Annotated in this window: 17 protein-coding genes; 4 read left to right on the forward strand and 13 right to left on the reverse strand. The window is 35.5% G+C overall.

Annotated features, from left to right (window positions below):
* Nucleotides 1–5: 5 nt before the first annotated feature.
* A complete protein-coding gene (locus HXL38_002640) occupies nt 6–713 on the forward strand; it encodes a DUF3450 domain-containing protein (protein ID QWB90860.1) in 708 nt (235 codons plus the stop codon).
* Nucleotides 714–837: 124 nt separating this feature from the next.
* Nucleotides 838–2343 (forward strand): ribonuclease Y, encoded by a 1506-nt coding sequence (gene rny / locus HXL38_002645; GenBank protein ID QWB90861.1) that lies wholly within the window; start codon nt 838–840, stop codon nt 2341–2343.
* 46 nt (nt 2344–2389) lie between these two features.
* Here rny and HXL38_002650 read toward each other — a convergent pair whose 3' ends face one another.
* The 10 genes from HXL38_002650 to HXL38_002695 form a co-directional block, all read right to left on the reverse strand.
* A complete protein-coding gene (locus HXL38_002650) occupies nt 2390–3610 on the reverse strand; it encodes a hypothetical protein (GenBank protein ID QWB90862.1) in 1221 nt (406 codons plus the stop codon).
* Between the two features lie 2 nt (nt 3611–3612).
* Entirely contained in the window at nt 3613–6096 is a 2484-nt protein-coding gene (locus tag HXL38_002655) for a hypothetical protein (protein ID QWB90863.1), read from the reverse strand.
* Nucleotides 6097–6519, reverse strand: a complete 423-nt coding sequence (locus HXL38_002660; protein QWB90864.1) for a hypothetical protein — start codon at nt 6517–6519, stop codon at nt 6097–6099.
* Nucleotides 6520–6625: 106 nt separating this feature from the next.
* Entirely contained in the window at nt 6626–9208 is a 2583-nt protein-coding gene (gene polA, locus HXL38_002665; GenBank protein QWB90865.1) for a DNA polymerase I, read from the reverse strand.
* A gap of 69 nt (nt 9209–9277) precedes the next feature.
* The gene (locus HXL38_002670) at nt 9278–10219 is read right to left on the reverse strand and encodes an FAD-dependent oxidoreductase (GenBank protein QWB90866.1); all 942 of its coding nucleotides are present in this window, start codon (nt 10217–10219) and stop codon (nt 9278–9280) included.
* Nucleotides 10212–10901 carry an FKBP-type peptidyl-prolyl cis-trans isomerase gene (locus HXL38_002675; protein QWB90867.1) on the reverse strand — a complete coding sequence of 230 codons (690 nt, stop codon included), beginning with the start codon at nt 10899–10901 and terminating at the stop codon, nt 10212–10214. The genes HXL38_002670 and HXL38_002675 overlap by 8 nt, the downstream gene beginning before the upstream one ends.
* A gap of 8 nt (nt 10902–10909) precedes the next feature.
* Nucleotides 10910–13405, reverse strand: coding sequence for a phenylalanine--tRNA ligase subunit beta (gene pheT, locus HXL38_002680; GenBank protein QWB90868.1), 2496 nt, complete (start codon nt 13403–13405; stop codon nt 10910–10912).
* Nucleotides 13402–13641: a hypothetical protein gene (locus tag HXL38_002685; protein QWB90869.1), complete on the reverse strand. Its 240-nt coding sequence runs from the start codon at nt 13639–13641 to the stop codon at nt 13402–13404. Before HXL38_002685 ends, pheT begins: the two co-directional genes overlap by 4 nt.
* The gene (locus tag HXL38_002690) at nt 13642–14661 is read right to left on the reverse strand and encodes a hypothetical protein (protein ID QWB90870.1); all 1020 of its coding nucleotides are present in this window, start codon (nt 14659–14661) and stop codon (nt 13642–13644) included.
* Nucleotides 14662–14712: 51 nt separating this feature from the next.
* Nucleotides 14713–14979: a hypothetical protein gene (locus tag HXL38_002695; GenBank protein ID QWB90871.1), complete on the reverse strand. Its 267-nt coding sequence runs from the start codon at nt 14977–14979 to the stop codon at nt 14713–14715.
* 78 nt (nt 14980–15057) lie between these two features.
* Between HXL38_002695 and HXL38_002700 the strand changes: the two genes are divergently transcribed.
* The gene (locus HXL38_002700; GenBank protein ID QWB90872.1) at nt 15058–15894 is read left to right on the forward strand and encodes an aquaporin; all 837 of its coding nucleotides are present in this window, start codon (nt 15058–15060) and stop codon (nt 15892–15894) included.
* 52 nt (nt 15895–15946) lie between these two features.
* Here HXL38_002700 and HXL38_002705 read toward each other — a convergent pair whose 3' ends face one another.
* Complete coding sequence (locus tag HXL38_002705) at nt 15947–17047, reverse strand: DNA recombination protein RmuC (protein QWB90873.1); 1101 nt, start codon at nt 17045–17047, stop codon at nt 15947–15949.
* A 177-nt stretch (nt 17048–17224) separates the two neighbouring features.
* Nucleotides 17225–17689: a GreA/GreB family elongation factor gene (locus tag HXL38_002710; GenBank protein ID QWB90874.1), complete on the reverse strand. Its 465-nt coding sequence runs from the start codon at nt 17687–17689 to the stop codon at nt 17225–17227.
* Nucleotides 17690–17791: 102 nt separating this feature from the next.
* On the opposite strand from HXL38_002710, the gene HXL38_002715 reads away from it, so the two are divergent.
* Nucleotides 17792–18391 carry an AAA family ATPase gene (locus HXL38_002715; protein QWB90875.1) on the forward strand — a complete coding sequence of 200 codons (600 nt, stop codon included), beginning with the start codon at nt 17792–17794 and terminating at the stop codon, nt 18389–18391.
* Nucleotides 18392–18431: 40 nt separating this feature from the next.
* On the opposite strand, the gene argS is transcribed toward HXL38_002715, so the two are convergent.
* Entirely contained in the window at nt 18432–20117 is a 1686-nt protein-coding gene (gene argS, locus HXL38_002720) for an arginine--tRNA ligase (protein ID QWB90876.1), read from the reverse strand.
* Between the last annotated feature and the right edge of the window lie 6 nt (nt 20118–20123).

Here is a 20123-nt window from a genome sequence, read left to right on the forward strand (position 1 = left end):
CTTTCATGACTAAAAACAACATATCCTTAAGCGATATTAAAGACATCTCCAAGTCGCTATACAGCGAATGTATAGAACATGGGCATAAAATAAAATACCCATTTGGAGAGTTTCAGCTACATCCAATCACCGATCTCACAATCGCCATTTATAGCCGTGGTGAATTCACGAAAAACGTAGGAGAAATAGACCCCTTTAGTTTTGTTGGCAAGAATTTTCAGCCGATATCTGAAGGAGTTAATATGTGCTGCAATACCCTAGAGATCGAGAGAGTTATCTTTAAAGGTATTGCCATACTGCTAGAAAATGGCGCAGTATTAATTCTGAACAAACAAGATCGTACTGTGCAACAAATAATCTCAGTGAATGAGATTTCAGAGATCTTGAATAATCGCTATTCAATGATGGACAAGTCTTTCGACCTTGATCCATGTACTTCAGAAAGATATTACAACCAAATGCTGGGCTATAAATTTATAGATATCAGTAATGAGGCTCCAGAGATACTAGAACAACTAGAAAAATGGCTGAAAGAAAGACAGCAGATTCTAGATAAAATTGAAGAACTGGAAGAATGGTTGAATAACTTCAATCAAAAAGTCGAAGATAGTAAAGACATCACTTCACAAGAATTAAACGAATGCGACTCTAAAAAATCAGAGCTAGATTCGCTGAAAAATAAGCTGGAAAATATAAATTTCAGACTGACATAAAAATTAGCCCTTCGGGGCTTTTTAAATTGCGCCAAAATTCTGCCCTTTTCTTGTTTTTTATGCTATAATTAAATAAGGCATTAGCCGTTGAATTTTTATTTAATTTATTGATGAAAGGAAAAATATGGAAATAATTATAGCTACGCTTGGCGTTTTGTTTGGCGGTGGTAGCGCTTTTGCATATCAAAAAGTAAAAACTGCAAATGCAAAAAATAATTCAGATAAAATTATTGCTGAAGCCCGAAAAAAATCAGCTGAAATCTTAGAACGTGCAAATGAAAAAGCCTTAAAAATTACTGAAAAGGCTAACGAAGATGAGTCAGAACGCAGAAAAGAAATTCGAAAAACTGAAAATCGTCTTGCAGAACGAGAAGAATCTCTCGACCGAAAACTTGATCAGATTGATTTACGAACCGAGAAACTTCGAAACAATGAGCTTGAAGTTGAAAAACTCAAAAATGAGATTAAAGAAATTCGCAAAAAGCAAGATGAAAAACTTGAAAAAATTGCGAAGCTTTCAAAAAAAGAAGCGGCTGAAAAAATTATGAAAATTGCCGAAAGAAATATGGCTCAAGATATGGTTAATCTAGTTGCAAAGCTCCAAAAAAATGCAACCGAAGATGCTGAAGAGCGAGCTCAGGCTATTTTAGTTTCAGCAATGGAACGAATTTCAAGCGAAGTAACAGCTGAACGAACAGTTACCGCATTAAAACTCCCTGATGATGAAATGAAAGGTCGGATTATCGGCAAAGAAGGTCGAAATATTCAAGCACTTCAGCGCGAAACTGGTGTAGATATCTTGGTTGATGATACTCCTGGAATGGTTGTTCTTTCAAGTTTTGACCCTGTTCGCCGCCAAGTTGCACGACTTTCGCTCGAGCTTTTAATGAAAGACGGACGAATCAATCCGGCAAGAATCGAAGAAGTTGTTGAAAAAGCTGAGCGTGAAATAAACAAGGAAATTAATCGTGCTGGTGAAGATGCTGCTCGTGAAGTAGGACTTTCAGGTTTACCACATGAAATGTTGCGACTACTTGGCGAATTAAAGTTTCGAACAAGTTATGGCCAGAATGTTTTAAAACATTCAACAGAAATGGCTAATGTTGCAGGCTTAATTGCCGAAGAAATTGGTGCAAATGTTAAAATTGCAAAAACTGCTGCGCTCTTCCACGACATCGGAAAGGCCGTAACCCATAAGATTGAAGGAAAACACGCTCAAATAGGTGCTGAACTTGCCGAAAAATATGGAATGGATCCCCGAGTCGTAAACGCAATTGCAGCACACCATGAAGATGTCGAAGCTACAACAGTTGAGGCAATTATTGTTAAAATTACTGATGCAATGAGTGCCTCTCGACCAGGAACTCGAAACGCTTCTGCTGAAAACTTTGTAGAGAGAATGCGCGAGCTTGAAAATGTTGCAACTAGCTTTAAGGGCATAAATAAGGCTTATGCTATTTCGGCTGGTAGAGAGATCCGTGTAATAGTTTCACCAGAATCTATCGATGATCTTTCAGCAATAAAAATGGCACGAGATATTGCAGATAAAATTGAAAGCACAATGCAATATCCAGGCGTAATCAAAGTTAATATAATTCGCGAAACACGCGCAATCGAATATGCAAAATAATAATTTCAAAATATAATAAAATAGCCTTTATAAAGGCTATTTTATATTACATTTTACAGTTTAATCCACCATTTTTAATTTTAGTTGCTGAGAAATCTTTGCAAATCGGCTCATCTCCTTCAGTTTGAGCAGAAAATAAAGGAACTGGGAAATTACTATCATGGAATCCAATTCGACTTTCAATTCTTCTAAATTGACTATTTGCTCGACCAGTTGAATCAACTTTTGGCTGAATACCTTTAAAATCTACAATATTACCATTATTCATAAGCTCAATTTTAAATTCAGCATTATTCATTAAAGGTGTCAACCGAGCATACAAAACATCAGTTGGAGAAACATTTCGACCAATATTTATTACCATTTCGCAAGCATAGGTATTTGAGCCAGCCCCAAGATCGTCTGAACATTTCGTAAAAGTATAGTCATTGGTTGACTGTATAGAATTTTCGTCTCGACGAACAGTTGGCAGATTCGAACTATTAACAACTCGAGAATCTAAGCCTGAAGCAGGATAAAATAGCATTTCACTCGCACCATTTCCATCATCTGGATAAGGTGTATCCATACTTGTTGATGAATTTCTATTATGTCCAGGAACATAACCATATAATTGGGTTTTTAATATGGCTGGTCTATTTTGAGCCTGCCAATCTTTCAAAATATTAGGGCGAGCATTAGGATTATTTATTGAATCTAGCGATATTTTTGAGCCATTCGCCATATTATTTTTGGTGTGCCACTTAACACGAATCTGGTTAAAACTCGAAACACCTTTTAAGCTAATAACTGAGGGCGTGCCTTCATTACTTTGACCCAAAAAGTCAGAAGTATCTGTTTTAATTTTAACACAAGTATAGGCCTGGTTTAAATCTCGATCAGTATTTCCTCCACCAGAACTTGTTGTGGTTTGCACTATAGTTTCACCACCATTAGTGCCAATTCCGGCAGTTGCTAAAACATAACAATTACCAGACAAAATTGCCTTTGTCATTTCACTACAATCATATGTCTTACCTTCGAAAACTTTCTTACCAACATCTGCGCCACCGCAGGCACCTTTATAAATTCGTAAAAATCTTTTAGCATCTTCAACTCCCGCCTGAGCACTATCATAAGCACTCTGCGAAAGATCTAGCCTACTAGCCTGCTCTTGGTCTCGGAGCATAATCCGCAAAAAGCTTGCAGACATAATCGAAACCAAAATACTAACCATAATAACAATAAAGATTGAAACACCGCCTTTTTTAAACTCTCTATTTGTCATATTTAATACCTCACTGGAAGTTCTTTAGTATAAGTTGTAACAATTTTACCAACACCACCAGATTGAGACTGAGCCCACAAGTAGGTATCTGCCGATTGGTTAAAAATTTCAGCAGGATTAGCTAGCGTATCTTTTGCAGTCCCATCAGAGCCAGCAGTTCGCCATAATCGCAATCCTTTCGAAGCCGTTCCACCACGCACACGCAATTGATTATTACAATTTTTCATATTAACATCATTAGCATTCTGAGCACCATTAACCGCACAAGTATTTATTACTCCTTGGGCAATCAACCATGCGTCAACTCTTTTTACTCCTTGGTCAATAGTAATATCTCCGTCAGCAATAATTATAATCTGACGAAAATCTGAATCATTATTTACGGCCCTATCAGCATTCACGATATCGCCAGAAATCCGAATATTTTTACCATAGATCACTCGAGTTTGCTTATCAGCCGAAATTGAACCAAGTTGTTTGTTCGCATCGCCATAAACTTCAACTTTTGTATTTGCATCTTCGAAATTCTTTTTTGGAAATTTTGAAGAAATGTTTGAAATTAATGAATTAATACTCGATTTTCCTTGGCCAAAACTACTTTTTGAAGAATAATCTTCAATTGCCAACTTTCGCGTGCTTTGCGAAGATTCAGTTCGAAAATCCTTAATTTTCACACCCGAGAGTGCTTCATATTCAACCCAAGAGCCGAGAACTCCTTGTTTAGTTGTAGATAAACTTGTTCGAATACCCGATTTTGAATAAACGCCATTTCCCCAAAATTGAACTTTAGGTTTCTTAACTAGCTTAATACAGATTGGCGCACTATGCCGCCAGTCTAAATTTTCTCGTTCTTGCTTGGCTTGTTCAGCCTGACTTTGATTTGAATTCATCTTATATGGCGAGATAGAAAGCGCCACACAATAACGGGTTCCCGCCTCGGCACCATCTTCAATTGAAGGTATGAAGTCGGCAACTCGAGTATCTTTATTAAATTTTCCAGCTCCATCTTTAACGACACGACAATTCTCGATTCCTTGATAATCTTGATAATAAAAGTTTGAAGGTGAACAGGTATCGCTATTCGTATTATCTCTCTTATTATTTTGAGTTACAAAACTCTCTTTATCTGAAGGAACACGCCAAGTTGTAATTTTATATCTTATTGATGAAGTTTCAGTTCCGCCTCCCGGAATATTAATTTCTTCACCATCATTAGGGTCGTTTGGCACTTTACCATTAGTAGGAACATCTAAATCGCCACCAGAGCAGTTTCGAATTTTATCAATTTTAACACAAGGTGTTATTTCAAAATCATAAGGAACATAGACGCAAGCCTCATTGGTAGTTTTATTATGCCTATTAACATTATCAATACCCCCCGCAGCAACTCCATATGACATTTTCGAACATATTGTCTTTCCGGCCATATCTCTGGTTACTCTAAAGATCTCCCTATCGGTGCTTACTGCATTAATTGTATCCCAAATATTACCTTGATTAATTATTGTAGGCCTACTATCCCACGATTCTTTATTCCATCTAAAATTATAATTATTTACCGAATAATCGCCATGTCCATCATTTCTGAAAGTTTGATAATGACCACTGCCGCTAACATTGCTTTTGTTAAAATCTTTACCTGTAACTTTGTGCCTAAAAGAAACCCATTGGCCAACTTTAGCAGTTTGAGGATTATAGCGACCATTACTCTTAAATCTTGAATCATCTGAATTAATTCTCTGGCTAGAATTTAAAACTGCAGCTTTAGTATTTCCTTCAACATTAAACTTAACTGGAGCTTTGATTCTTATGGTAACTTTATGAGGATAGCAATACCCTGGCCATTGATTGAAAACATCATCATCCCAACCATGATTCCCTTCTTTATATCCATTCCAACACTGCCACACATTAAAATGTATGTAATCTCCGTCCGAAAGTTTATCTATTTCAGATTCTTTAATAGTTATTTTGGTAGGCGGAGCAATACGACCATATTTTTTAGCTTCCAAATCAAAATTATAATAAGTTCCTTGGGCTCTATCACCAAAAGTAACAGAACCATCTGTTTCAAGTTTATTATAGTCCAGTTCTTTCATAATCCTAATATTTGTAGCCGAAGCTAGAGCTCGACTATGGCATGCAATTGCGGCAATATTAAGATAGAAACTTCTATTCTCTTTACTTACTTGGAACTCATGTTTTTCATAAACAGAACTGATAAGTTTCTTACCTTCAGGATCAGCAGATATCCAGTTTCCTGTTAATGATCTAATACCAGGCGGGTATGGGCTAAATTTTTCTTCAGTCCCATCATAGTTCTTTTCTTTAATCCATGTGTTATTCGAATTGCAAGAATCTATAAGCCTCTTAGCAACATTTTTTGGGATTTCATCAGAAGCAGCATTCGTATTTTTTTGAAAAAATACAGAATTAAATACAAAAGAAAACAAAACAGCAAAAAATAAAATATTAAGTTTACTCATCTAGAATAAATCTCCAGCATCTTGATACTTCAAGCTTGCAGGCTTAATATATTCAATGTAACTAGCACCATTAATCTTTAAGCTTGGGTTCTGGCCCTTATTAATCATTTCTTCAAGATTCTTAAATGTTTGTTCCTGATTTTCTGTTCCAATAAAAAGCCGCATCATTACGCAGTTAGAATCTTTCTCATTTCCTGCCTTTTTCGAAATCTCATCACCTAAAGCTTTAGCGTTTTTAGTATATTCTTCTTTTCTACCTTTGATATTGTTATATCTATTAATAATATCATCCCCACAAACCGAACCAACAGGGTTTTTCATTGCGGCAATATCATTTTTATTTTTAATTACTTGCACCACGTTTAGCCCTGCACTCAAAACAGCAATAGCTAAAACTACGCCAAATAATATTTTATGTTTCATTATCTAAGTCCCTCCACCTTAAAAATATTTCCTAAAATAATTATAAACAAAAGCGTTTTAAAAATCAAGACCACACCGCAAAAACCTATCTTACAATATATATTTATTACATATTTAGCCAATCTTTGCCAATAGAAACTTCAACCTTTAATTTAACATTTAATTCTGGAGCCACGCTCTCCATTTCTTGTTTTAAAATTTCTGCCACATTTTCAGCATTTTCAGCTGGAACTTCCACCAAAATTGAATCATGAATTTGTAAAATTTGTTCACCGAGCCCAGCTTTTACAATTTTTTCATCAACAGCCAACATCGCTCGCTTCATTAAGTCTGCCTCAGTACCTTGAATTGGCATATTCTGCGCTGCTCGCTTTGCCATCTCACGAATCATAAAATTACTCGATTTTATATCTGGCATTGGTCGCCTTCGACCAAAAAATGTCTCTACAAAACCTTCATCCTGAGCTTTTTTTAATGTATTATCCATAAGCTCCCGAATCGGTTTGTGCGCATTGAAATACTCTTCAATATATTTTTTCGCCTCATAAAAACCAACTCCAATCGTACCAGAAAGATTATGAGCTCCAACACCATAAAGAACACTGAAATTAATAATTTTTGCAACGCGTCGTTGCTCTTTCGAGACTTCATCAATCGGAACGCCAAAAACCTCACTCGCAGTCTTTGCGTGGATATCTAAATCTTTTTCAAAAGTCTCAATCAAAGGTTTGTCGTTCGCCAAAACTGCCGCCAATCTTAATTCAAACTGTGAATAATCTGCTGAAACTAGTAAATTTCCCTTTTTCGCCACAAATCCCTCACGAATACGCCGACCAAGCTCAGAACGAATCGGTATATTTTGCAAATTAGGATTACTTGAAGAAAGCCGCCCCGTTGTTGTTACATCTTGCGCAAAATTGCTATGAATCCGATTTTTTTCATCTGCAAGCTTCGGCAAAGCATCAACATAGGTACTTTTTAATTTTGAAAACTCACGGAATTGCTCAATTTTTTCAACAATCGGACTATATTCTCGTAGTTTATCAAGCTCTTTTTGCCCTGTCGAAAAGCCATTTTTTGATTTTTTAATACCTTTTGTCGGTAGGCTTAAATCTTCAAAAAGAACTTTCGAAAGCTGCAATGGACTAGCAACATTAAATTCCCGCCCAGCAATTTCAAAAATTTCCTTCTCAATCTTTGAAATTTCACCAGCAAATTCCACACTCATCTTAGCAAAAATCTCTGGGCAAATTTCAACACCAGCTTTTTCCATTTTAAATAAAACCAAACTCATTGGGAAATCTAATTTTTCAGCAATTTCACGAATTCTTGGTAAATCTTCAAGCTTTTTTTGTTGACGCTCAAAGATAATCCGCATCGCTGAAATTCGAACCTTCGAATCATCTTCATCTATTTTTTCGCCATAAATTCCACTCAAACTTTTATCGCGGATTAAAGCATTCAACAAAAATTCCAATTGCTCAATATCGTAAATTTCACCCCAATCTTCAAAATCACTACCAGCATTAAAAATTTTATGAAATGCTTCTTTCGCATTAAAGAAGACTGTTTTTGTATTTTTGAAGAAATCAGCAAATTTCGAAAATTCCATAAAATTAAACTCTGCAATATTTTCAAAATTCGAAACTAGAATTTTTGATTTTTTAGTATCGAAATCAAAGAAAACCAAATCTTGTGGTTTTTTGAAAAACTTTTCAGCAGAAATTTCTGGCAAAATATTAATCTCAGAAGGTTTCAAAACTTCTTCAAAAAGCCTAATTTGGTTTCCATTTTTTGTTTCAAAATCCTCTGAGCTAGTTTTCATCTCTTTTGGAATTTTTCGCACCAAAGAGTTAAATTCAAGCTTTCGAAGCATTTTTAAAACTTCTTCATAATTAAAATTATGGATATCAGCATCTTCAAAGTTAAGCTCAACTGGTGCATCAAGAAAAATTTCAGCAATTTTTTTACTCATAAACGCCAAATCTTTGCCATCTTCAAGTTTTTTTCGCCAAGCTGGTTTGATATTTTCAAGATTTTCATAAATTCCCTCAAGCGTAAAAAACTCTTGCAAAAGTTGCGTAGCAGTTTTTGGGCCAATCCCTGGCACACCTGGAATATTGTCGCTAGAATCACCTTGAAGTGCTTTTAAATCTAAAAATTGAGATTGTTTTAAGCCATATTTGTTTTCAAAATATTCAAGATCAAATTCTTCGATGTCCGAAAATCCGCGCTTCATTGCAAAAACTTTAGTATTTTCATCAATCAATTGCAACATATCAAGATCAGAAGTAATCAAATTTGCTTCAACTCCAAGCTTATTTGCCTGAACCGCTAGAGTCCCCAAAATATCATCAGCCTCATAGCCATCAGTTTCAAAAAGAGGCCATCCTAAAGTCTTCAAAAAATCCTTTAAAAGCGGAATTTGTTCATAGAAATCATCTGGCGCTTTTTTTCGCCCAGCTTTATATTCAGGATAAATTGCACTTCTTTTTGCGGTTGAAGTTCCTTTTTTATCCCAAGCCACAACCACATAATCTGGTTTTAATTTTCGAATAACCTCAAAAGCTAAACTGGCAAAACCATAAACACCACCTGTTGGCGTTCCGTCTTCAAGACTCAAATTACCCATAGCGTAGTAGCCCCGATAAAATACACTTTTTCCGTCAATAATCACTAACTTTTTCATTATATTCCATTATATCACGCTTGAGGATATTTTTCACTTTTTCAAAAACTAAAATAGGGCAATATAACCCTATTTTTCATTGTGTAAAAATTCTGAGATTTTTATTGCTGCTTGAGCACCGGTTGCTGCAGCCACCACAATCTGTTTTTGTGCATTTTCAATTATATCGCCAGAAGCATAAACTCTTGGAATATTTGTTTCAAAATTGCTATTTACAACAATCTCACCATAGTTATTAACTTCAACACCAGATTTTTTTGCAAAACCAGAATTTGGGATCAATCCAATAAATTCAAAAATTGCCGCAGCTTTAATTTCAAAAGTTTTTCTACCCTCTTCAGTTTGCTGTTTTATGAGAGCACCAATAATTTTTTCACCAAAATCAGTCTTTTCGAAAAGGAATTCCTCAATTTCAGTTTTCAAAAATAACTCAATTTTACCGGATTCAACTGCTTCAAAAAGTCGCTCTTGCAAGACCGCTTGTGCCGAAATTTCACCCCGAACTAAAAGCTTAACTTTTGAAAATCGGCTCAAAAATAGAACTTCAGTTACCGCAGAATTACCACCACCAACTGCAATCAAATCTTTTTCAGCATAAAATGGACCGTCACAAGTTGCACAAGTGTGAACGCCTCGCCCAAAAAATTCTTCTTCTCGCGGCAGACCAAGCATTCTATATGAATTTCCCGTTGCAATCAAAACTGTTTTTGAATCAAATTTTTCGCCATCAATATCTAATCGTACGAAATTGCCAATATTTTCAAAACCTAAGACTTCACCATAATCAAATTTTGCACCAAATTTTTCAGCTTGAACTCGCATCTTTTTTGAAAGCTCAAGCCCAGAAATTCCTTCATCAAAACCTGGATAGTTTTCAATTAAATCTGAAGTTGTCGCAATTCCGCCAAAAGCCGCTTTTTCAAAAACTCGCACGCTCAGGCCATCTCGTGCAGCATAAATTGCCGCACTCAACGCAGACGGGCCTGAACCAACAATAACCAAATCAGTCATTTTGGTTTTCCTCAAGACTTGGTTGTGGAATTTCTTGAAATTCAGGAATTAACATTACAATAAATTTTAAAGGTGTATTTGGACCAATAGTTTTCGAAGAATCTTCCTGATTTACCGAGCCCTGAGCACCATAAGCCTTATCCGCAGGAATAGATAATTCACGAATTCCGCCAACTTTCATTCCTTTTAGACCTTCACTCCAGCCTTCAATTAAGCCCCATTTTTTACCCTCTTTACGAAAGACTACTGGCGATTTTAATCTACCATTTTCAAAGCTTCCATCAAAAACTATACCATCGGGTTTCCAGCCGATGTAATAAGCCTGGAATTTCGTTGTTGAATCTGTAAATTCTTCACCATTGCCCTCTTTTAAATCTTTTTTCGTAAGTTCTTTTACGCTCGCAGCATTAAATGCAACTGGAGCTTTTTCATATTCCTTAAAACTGTCGTAATATTTGGCCGAAAGTTCTTTCGCCTGCTCTTCAACCTTTTTTCTGTAATCTTGGTATTTTTTCAAAACTTGCGATTGCTTTTTTTGTGCTTCTGAATTGCTTTCAGTCTGCAAGAATGAAGAAACATAAAGTGCCACAGTTGAAACAATCGTTAAAATTAAAATCACCCAAATTGAATATCTCTGCCAAGCTGGTGTACCAGTTTGTAATGAATTTTTCTTTGTTGCCATCTTTTCTCCTAAATTATCTTTCCGCCATTTTTTATGGCTTTTTCTTCAATTTTTTGCATAATTTCCCGAATCTCTTCACCGTTCAAAGTTTTTTCGAAAGGCGTAATCTTAAATCGAATTGAAATATTTTTTGAGCCATCACAATTATTAAAAATATCAATTGGTGAAGTTTCAATATCAATTTTGCTAAATTCATCAGAAATATTCTCAAAAATACTAAAAATTTCAGCAAATTTGCGATTTTCTTCAACATTAATCGAAATATCGCGCTCAACAGATTGGAACTTTGAAAAATCCCTAATTTTTACATTCGAATTTTCAATATTTTCAAGTAAAATTTGCAAATTAAGCTCAAATCCAGCAGTTGATTCTGGCAGTTTTAGCGCTTTTTGAACTGGTTTTCTAAACTCACCAATCACTCCTAAAATTATCTTTTTGCCATTTTTAGAAATTCGCATTAAAGCCGAACGTTTTGGTTCAAATTCAGTTGAGAGTGGTGATTTTTCAGTTTCAAATTTCACAAATTCTACATTTAAACCAAGCTTTTTGAATAGAAATTCTGCATAATTCTTCACTTCATAAAATGCATTTTCACCCTTATTTTTTGTATAAACGAACGCCAATTTCTTCTGTTCAACTGGCACATTTTCATCATTCAGGCCAAGTGACTTTTCAGTAATTTTATTCATTTCGAAAATTGCAAATTCACCAAAACCTGCACGAATATTATGACTAATTTTAGAAAGCAAACTTGGCATTAAAGTTTGGCGATAATATTGTAAATCTGGCGAGATCGAATTGATAATCTTGTAAGAGTTTTGTGGATCTTGGCCAACCTTTTCAAGCAAATCACCGTGAACAAAACTATAAGTCAAAACTTCATTTGCACCGCTTGCCGCTAAAATATTACGAATTTCGGATTGAAGCAAGTCGATTTTTGCTTTTTTTACCGCTTTAAAAGTTCGACTTGGCAGCTGCAATTTAATATTATCATAGCCATTCAATCTCCCAACTTCTTCAATTAAATCCTCCTCAATATGCAGATCATTTCGCCAAAATGGAATCATAAAAGTTTCAGGATTTTCATTTTTTGCTAAAATTCCAACATTTTCTAGAGTTTGTTGAATTTCTTCATTCGAAAAATCTGTTCCCAAAACTTGGTTAATTTTATCTTTCGAAACTGAAATTTCAGTTTTATTGTAATAAAAATCACCATTTGAATCTACAACCTCACTCAAAGGTTTTCCGCCAAGTTCCAAAATTCGCGCACCAAACAAATCAAGAACTTTTCGCGATATCATTTCTGGAACACCTTTTGTGAAGCGCGTAATTGCCTCCGAGAAAATTCCATGACGCATTTGTGTATTTCGCAAATTATAAAGATTAAATGTAGCGCTTTCCGCTAAGATTCGTGTTGTATTTTCATCAATTGCGGTTGAAGCTCCACCCATTGCGCCAGCAAGTGCCACGGCTGTTTCAGCATTTTCACCAATTGCAATCACGATATCTTGGTTGTTCATTTTGATTTTTTTGCCATCTAAAAGCTCTAATTCTTCATTTTCGAAAGCTTTTCGAACGGTTATTTTAATGTTTTCGCTACCGTTAATTTTTACTAATTTATCAAAATCAAATGTGTGGAGTGGTTGACCAGTTTCAAGCATAAGTTCATTTGCTAAATCAGTTATAGAATCAATTGGCCGCATTCCAGAACGCAAAAGATAAGTTTTTACAATTGTTAAGTTTGGATTTTTAAAAATTTCAGAGATATCAAAAACTGCCGCCGTGTAACGTTCACAAATTTCAGGATCTTGAATTTCAACTTCAACCATTTTATTGCTTTGAGCTTTAAAATTTAAGCCTCTTATAAAATCTGGCTCAACAAATTTTTGCCCCAAGATTCCCGCAACTTCACGAGCAAATCCAACAATCCCAAAACAATCTGGGCGATGAGTCAGACTTTTATTTTCAACTTCAAGCAAAAAATCATTTAATTCAAATTTCTCCGCAAAAGAATCACCTGCCTGAACGCCGTTTTCGAAAACCTCTGGTGAAATTTCAAGAATACCATCATGTTCTTCACCTAAACCAAGCTCGCGAAGGCTCGCTATCATTCCGTTGCTCATATAACCCATCAGTTTTCGTGCGCCAAGCTTAAAGTTTTCACCACCAAAAGTTTCTGGCACGATTGACTCCGGCGGAAGCCAAGCCACAAAAATACCGGCTCGCACATTTAGTGCACCACAAACCACCTGAATAAACCCATCTTCATCGCGAGTAATATTTTTTCTTACACCACCATCATCAATCTTGCATAGATTTAAATGATCAGAATTTTCAACTTTCTGCGCAGAAACAACCTTAGCAATAATCACATCTTTATACTTTTCGCCCAAATTTTCAATACTTTCAATTTCAACCAGCCTTGCACCAATCAATTTCGAAAGCTCACCAATATCTGGCAAATCTGGAACAAATTTTTTAAGCCAATTTACTGAAATTATCATTTATCACTCCTTCTTAATCCAAAAATATTTCTAATCGTATCAGCAATGGGTTTTTCGAAAATCTTACAATAAAAACGTTGCCTTCCCCTACTAAAATCCTCACAATGAGTATCTTCTTCTGCAAAGGCTGAAACTCCGGCGAAAAATACAATAGCTACAGCAAAAAATATCAAAGCAGTCTTTAAACCAGACAGAGATCTCTTATTATCTATTTTTCTCCATTCTTGCTCGGTCATTTAAAATTCCTTTAGAAATTCTAATTTTGCGCTTTCAAAATAACGAATATCCGAAATTCCATATTTAAGCATTACAAGGCGTTCAATTCCTCCACCCCAAGCAAAACCACGATATTTTCTGCTATCAATTCCAGCAGCCTCCAAAACATTCGGGTGAATCATTCCGCAGCCAAGCATCTCAAGCCATTCACCTTTTTTGCCACCAAGTGCCTCAGGTTTCTCAATTAAAAACTCAAGGCTTGGTTCAGTGAATGGAAAATAGCCTGGCTGCGTGCGAATTTCTAGTTTTTGACCATAGTATTCTTCAAAAAAGGCATGAAGAGTGCCAAGCATTTGCGCAAGATTCGCAGTTTCGCTCACAAAAACGCCCTCACATTGATAAAAAGTATGTTCATGAGTAGCATCTAAGTCTTCATTGCGAAAAACTCTACCATAAGAAACATGCGCAATTTGACCCTCTTCTTTAAGCTGCTTTTTACCATGCTTCAAAACACGGTTTTGCATTGTTGAGGTGTGAGCTGGCGGAATAAAGTTTTCTTCTGTTCGAAAAGTATCGTAGCCATCTCGTGCTGGGTGGTTTTCAGGAAAGTTTAACGCGCCAAACATATTCCAGTCGTTATCGATCTGTCGAGATTCTACTGCCTCAAAGCCCATTCGTGTATAAATATCCACCACTTTTTCAAGCTCTTTTTGGAGCGGATGCTTCGAACCATTTTCCGCACTCAAAAGCTGTGGTTTTTGAGAAATCTTATCACGCGAGCTTTCTGCAAAAGGTGCCGAGATATCAATCTCTTCAACTTCAGCATTCTCTTTTTCTTCAAGTTTTTTCGAAACTTCAGCCTGAATTTCATTTTTCAAATCATTCACTTTTGCGCCAAATTCACCTTTTTGCTCATTTGGCAAAGTTGGAATAATTTTATAAAGTTCTTTAATTTTTGGCGATTTCAAAATATCGCTAGGGTTTTCAAGTGCCTGAAGCTCCGCCAAAAGTTCATTTCTAATCTGTTGAATTTGTTCCATAATTATCTTTAATTATACCATAACAGTATCTTTTTGTCGATTTTTTAAAAATTAAACTCGCTGTGATGCCACCCAAATATAAAGCCCAAGCGCCACCAAAACTGCCACAAAAACTAAAAGCCATATAAAAGCTAGCCCTGTGGTTTCTTTTGTCCCTTCAAGATACGCGCTATCTTCAGGCTGAACGATTTCGCCTTTACTATTTGGAGTTTCATCCCCCTCTTTGAGTGAGTTTTTAATCTGTTTTTCACGAAGCTCTGCTGCAATCTTTTCTTGCAATTCAGTTCGATTATCATCTTGTTTTACATATAAAGCCATATCTATATTGTATCAGATTTTGACATTTTCGAAAAGTTTATGATAAAATATAAACATAAGTTAAAATAAGGAGGGAAAATGGCAACAAAAAAAGCCAATTTAAAGAAATCTTCAGAAACTGCTCGCAAAAAGGTAACTGAAGAAGTTTTGAAAGTTGAAAAAACGGTTAAAGCTATCGTTAAGAATGATAAGAAAACTGACACTATCTTTCTTGAGGAAATTTCAAAACCAAGTTTTATTTCAGCAGTAGTACTTGAATTTATTGGAACATTTCTACTTGCGGCTGGTATTATTATTAGTCAAGGTCAACCAATCGGTGTAATGTTTATTCTTATGTCGATTGTTTTGATTGCTGGAGGAATTAGTGGAGCTCACGTTAACCCATTAATTACAATCGGCGCTTGGGCAACTCGCAGGATTAACACAATTAAAGCTATCTTTTATATCGTAGCTCAAGTTTTAGGTGCGATGGTTGCTTTTATGCTTTTGAATGCCTTCGTCGGCACACAAGATACTCTACAGTCATATGGTCAAAAACCGACTCTATTCACTGCAAACCCTATCCCAAAAGATAAGGAAATGCTAACACTTGCCGCTGAATTTATTGGCTCATTTATTTTTGCATTCTCTGTCGCAACCATAACTTCAAATAAAAAGAACGGAAATATGGCAAAAGCGCTTGGCGTTGGCGGTGGTTTATACTTGGCGGTTTTAATTGCAGGGTCTCTCGCAACATTAATCGGATCTTCAGCAATAATTAACCCAGCAGTAGCATTCGCACTTCAAGCTTTCACTATAAAAAATCAAAACGTTCCTTATGCAATTGCAATCTATATCGGTGCAGCATTAATTGGTGGAATCCTTGGCTTTGCGCTGAATCACCTAATCCAAAAGTCAACTGAAGAAGAAAAATAATTACCAACAATAAAAAGAGCAGCTTTCGAAAGTTGCTCTTTTAAATTTAGTTTTATTCACGAGGTTTATCAAGTATTTGTGGCTCAACTCCAGTTTTATTATCTTCGCCCGAAATTTTCACCACATCTTTATCAATTTTACCAAGCTCTTTATGAGCATTATTAAAATGATTGACAGTTGTGCCAAGCGATTTTCCAAGACGCTGCATTAGATCTTCGTATTTCGAAATATGCACGCCCAGCTGGCCAACTCGCTTTTGAATCTCTCTGCTCTGCTCTTCAATTTTTAACGACTTCAAACCTTGCAAAACAGTTTGAAGATACGCCATAAAACTAGTTGGGCTAACCACGATCACGCGCTTATCACGAAACGCATATTCGATCAAATCTCGTTCTGACCCCTGCGATCCAACAACTCCAGTTAGAGCATCATAATACAAACTTTCACTAGGAATAAACATAAAAGCAAAATCCATGGTGTTTTCATTCGGGCGAATATATTTTGAGGTTTCATCAATCCGCATTTTTAAATCATCGCGAACTCTTTTCGCTAAAATCTTTCGCTCTTCACCTTCAGATTCGACCATCCGATTATAATTTTCGAGGCTAAATTTTGAATCTACTGGCAAAATCTTATTTTTATCAAGAAAAATAGCTGCATCGACAATTTCGCCATTTTTAAATTTATATTGAATTTCAAAAGCATTCGGCGGCAAAACGTTTTCAAGAACTTGCTCAAGATAAAACTCGCCTAGAACGCCACGTTGTTTTGGATTCTGCAAGGCATTTTGAAGTGTTTTTAGCTCGTCTGCAACATTCACAACGCGGTTATTTGTTTCATCAAGCTTTGTAAGCCTTTTCGAAACCTCTTCAACAATTTTCGAACTCTCAGAAATCTGTTTGGCCATTGAATTTTGAATTTGAAAATTATTCCTCTCAAGCTTTTCTGAAACTTTCTCGTTAAAATTGGTTAGGTTGGCGTCAATATTTTCACGCATTCTATTTAAGCTTTTATTCAGCTCAATTACATCCATTTTTAGCAAATTTACACTTTGGTCTTCATTTTTTGAAGCTACAATTTTTGAAATTCGAAAAGACTGAAAAATTAAAACCGATGTTAAAATTACAATAATAATTATTAGTCCAATTTCCATTTATTTCCTCCTTTTAAAACATAAAATACCTAATAAAAAATGCGCGAACGATAATATAACTAACCATAATTACTGTTGCAAGTATTGCCAATAAATAAGTTAAAACATAACCATAATAAATTATAGCATGTTTCAACAAAAATAAAAGGCGCATTTAACGCCTTTTTAAGTTCAAATTTAGCGAATCGCCACAAGAGTCATATTCATACTTTGAGAATTTGCCGTCCAACTAATAATTTCGTTCACTGTTCGGCCAAGTACGCTTTTGCCTAGAGGGCTCTCGGCGGAAATCTTGCCAATAAGCGGATTTGCTTCTAAGCTTTCAACAATTCGAAATTTCATAATTCGTCCAGTTGCACGATCGAAAAGCTCCACAAATGAACCGATAGAAACCTTCGAACTAATTTTCCTGCTCCTAGGTAGAATTTTTGAATTATGAATTTGAAAATTCTTTTCATTAATTTCACTTCGAATTGCATCAATTCGTGCGAAAATATCATTTTGCCTTAATAAATCCTCTTTAACATCGCCGTCACGAAGTTCCATCTCAAGCATTCTTTGTTCATGCTCAAGCTTTGCAATTTTCTTTTTTAATTCTTTAAATCCTTGTTTGCTCAAATAAATTTTAGTGGTATTTTTCATAATTCCTCCTTTTGTAGCAATGCTACGTTATTATTATATCGAATCATTCTTAAAAAACGCTTAAATTTATTGTTTTGTATTTTTATGATATAATCTAATTATATGAATAAACAAATTTTAAAACTTAAAAACCAAAAAAAGAGCGATTCTGTAAAAATTATTGCATTAGTAGGATTGGCCGGAAGTGGCAAAAGTACCGCTACAAATTATCTAAAACAAAAAGGCTATCCGAGCGTTTATTTTGGTGGAGTTGTAATGAAGGCGCTAAAAGATGAAAATCTTGAAATTACACCAGCGAATGAAAAAATGATGCGCACAAAACTACGTGAAGATTTTGGCAAAGATATAATTGTAAATAAAATTGTTGAACAAATTCAAAATCTCATTAAGTCTGGCCAAAAACGTATTATCGCTGATGGTCTTTACACTTGGACTGAATATAAAATTCTCAAAAAACACTTTCCAACTGAACTAAAAGTTATAGCATTAGTTCCACCAAAAAATCTTCGTCACAAGCGAATTTCCTCTCGCCCCGAGCGAGCAATGACTTTAGCCGAAATTAATGACCGTGATTTTAATGAAATTGAAGTTCTTGAAAAAGGTGGCCCAATCGCAATTGCTGATTATTTCATCGTAAATAAAAATTCAAATCTTCAAACTCGCCTCAAAATCGATAAAATTCTTAAAGAAATTAACTTTTAAAAAACTCGAGATTTATTTGCTCGAGTTTTATTATTCTAATTTACATTTTTTCTGGAATTTCAATTCCTAACAAATCTAAGCCGTTCTCGAAAGTTTTCGAAACTTTTTTAAGAAGAGTTAATCGTGCAGATTTTTCAATTTCTGGAGCATTAGAAACTCGTGTTTTTTCGTAATATCGGTTCATTTCGCGCGCTAAATCATAAAGATATTTCGAAATTTTATGTGGTTCTAAATCTCGAACCGCCATTTTAACTGTTTCAGGAAAGGCTAAAAGTTGTAAAATAATATTTTTTTCAGCTTCAAAATTGTATTCTTCAAAATCAACAAGCTCAAAATTTTGCTCTTTTCTTAAAATATTATTCACACGAACCGCCGAATACTGAACATATGGGCCAGAAAATCCAGTTAATGCAAAAATATTTTCCCAGTCAAAAAGGATATTAGTTCGCCTATCTGCTGTAAAATCTGAGAATTTAATCGCACCGAGTGCAATTTTTTTTACATCTTCTTCACTAACATCTCGGCCGGCAACAATTTCACGAGCACGCTCTTCAGCCTTATCAAGTAGCTCTTCCATCAGAACGACACCTTTTCTTGAAGACATTTTCTCACGAGTCCCATCTTCATTAAGCTGATCAATCACACCGAACCAAAGATGATATAGATCAGTTTTAATACCAAGTTTTTTCGCCATTGCAAAAATTTGCGAGAAATAGAACTGTTGCTCTGCACCGACCGAATAAATAACTTTATCGGGAGCGAATTCTTCTTCCCGGAATAGAATTGTAGCAAGGTCGTTTGTAGCATAAAGTGCTGCACCATTGCTCTTCTGCACTAAAAGTGGTACATCAAAACCATATTCTTCAAGAGGAACAATTACCGAACCGTCTTCATTTTGAACCGCAACACCGCTTTCAATTAATTTTTGAACCGCTGCTTTTCCTTTTGGCGCAAAAAATGCTTCACCATATTCATAATCTGTTGAAATTTTTAATCGTGCCATCACATCATGAATATGTTTAAGGCTAATTTCTTTAAATTTATTCGAATAATTTAAAGCTTCTTCATCACCATTTTCAAGCTTCAAAAGCCACTCTTCAGCCTTTTTCTCAATTTGACCACCTTCACCCTGCTCTTTCATTGCGGCTTTAGTTTTAATATAGACATCACCAAGCTCATAAACTCCACGCTTAGCCAGCCTTTCTTCATTTGAAAACATTTCGAATCCAACAACCCAAATTCCAAAAGGTGTACCATAATCACCTAAATGATTATCCGTAATAACTTTCCATCCAGAAAATTCAAGTAATTTTTTAGCCGCCCAACCTTGGTTTCCAGGTCGCAAGTGTCCAACACTGTAAGGCTTCGCCATATTTGGACTTGGCCCATCAATTAGAGCAAGTTTTCCTTCGCCTTCATTGTTTGAACCAAATCTATCGCTAAATTCCTGACTTAATATTTTTTCAAGTTTTTTTGCTGAAACTCGCAAATTCAAAAAACCTGGCCCAGCAATTTCAACATTTTCAAAAATTTCGTTTTTCGAAAGTTCACCTGCTAGCTCTTCAGCAATTTCGCGTGGATTTTTCGAAAGTTTTCCTGCAAGCTGCATTGCAATATTTGTTGCAAAATCACCAAACTCTGGCCGTGGCCGCGTTAAAGAAACCTCAGTCTTAATATTAAATTTTTCTTCAATTAATTGGTTAATTATTTCTGCAACTTTATTCATATAGTA

Origin of the sequence: Candidatus Saccharimonas sp. (assembly GCA_015256915.3) — a bacterium.
Taxonomy (GTDB): domain Bacteria; phylum Patescibacteriota; class Saccharimonadia; order Saccharimonadales; family Saccharimonadaceae; genus Nanogingivalis.

Bases quoted from the DNA above. Each gene is read 5' to 3' on its own strand.
- HXL38_002640 (QWB90860.1), top strand. From the start codon at position 6: ATGACTAAAAACAACATATCCTTAAGCGATATTAAAGACATCTCCAAG.
- rny (QWB90861.1), top strand. From the start codon at position 838: ATGGAAATAATTATAGCTACGCTTGGCGTTTTGTTTGGCGGTGGTAGC.
- HXL38_002650 (QWB90862.1), bottom strand. From the start codon at position 3,610: ATGACAAATAGAGAGTTTAAAAAAGGCGGTGTTTCAATCTTTATTGTT.
- HXL38_002655 (QWB90863.1), bottom strand. From the start codon at position 6,096: ATGAGTAAACTTAATATTTTATTTTTTGCTGTTTTGTTTTCTTTTGTA.
- HXL38_002660 (QWB90864.1), bottom strand. From the start codon at position 6,519: ATGAAACATAAAATATTATTTGGCGTAGTTTTAGCTATTGCTGTTTTG.
- polA (QWB90865.1), bottom strand. From the start codon at position 9,208: ATGAAAAAGTTAGTGATTATTGACGGAAAAAGTGTATTTTATCGGGGC.
- HXL38_002670 (QWB90866.1), bottom strand. From the start codon at position 10,219: ATGACTGATTTGGTTATTGTTGGTTCAGGCCCGTCTGCGTTGAGTGCG.
- HXL38_002675 (QWB90867.1), bottom strand. From the start codon at position 10,901: ATGGCAACAAAGAAAAATTCATTACAAACTGGTACACCAGCTTGGCAG.
- pheT (QWB90868.1), bottom strand. From the start codon at position 13,405: ATGATAATTTCAGTAAATTGGCTTAAAAAATTTGTTCCAGATTTGCCA.
- HXL38_002685 (QWB90869.1), bottom strand. From the start codon at position 13,641: ATGACCGAGCAAGAATGGAGAAAAATAGATAATAAGAGATCTCTGTCT.
- HXL38_002690 (QWB90870.1), bottom strand. From the start codon at position 14,661: ATGGAACAAATTCAACAGATTAGAAATGAACTTTTGGCGGAGCTTCAG.
- HXL38_002695 (QWB90871.1), bottom strand. From the start codon at position 14,979: ATGGCTTTATATGTAAAACAAGATGATAATCGAACTGAATTGCAAGAA.
- HXL38_002700 (QWB90872.1), top strand. From the start codon at position 15,058: ATGGCAACAAAAAAAGCCAATTTAAAGAAATCTTCAGAAACTGCTCGC.
- HXL38_002705 (QWB90873.1), bottom strand. From the start codon at position 17,047: ATGGAAATTGGACTAATAATTATTATTGTAATTTTAACATCGGTTTTA.
- HXL38_002710 (QWB90874.1), bottom strand. From the start codon at position 17,689: ATGAAAAATACCACTAAAATTTATTTGAGCAAACAAGGATTTAAAGAA.
- HXL38_002715 (QWB90875.1), top strand. From the start codon at position 17,792: ATGAATAAACAAATTTTAAAACTTAAAAACCAAAAAAAGAGCGATTCT.
- argS (QWB90876.1), bottom strand. From the start codon at position 20,117: ATGAATAAAGTTGCAGAAATAATTAACCAATTAATTGAAGAAAAATTT.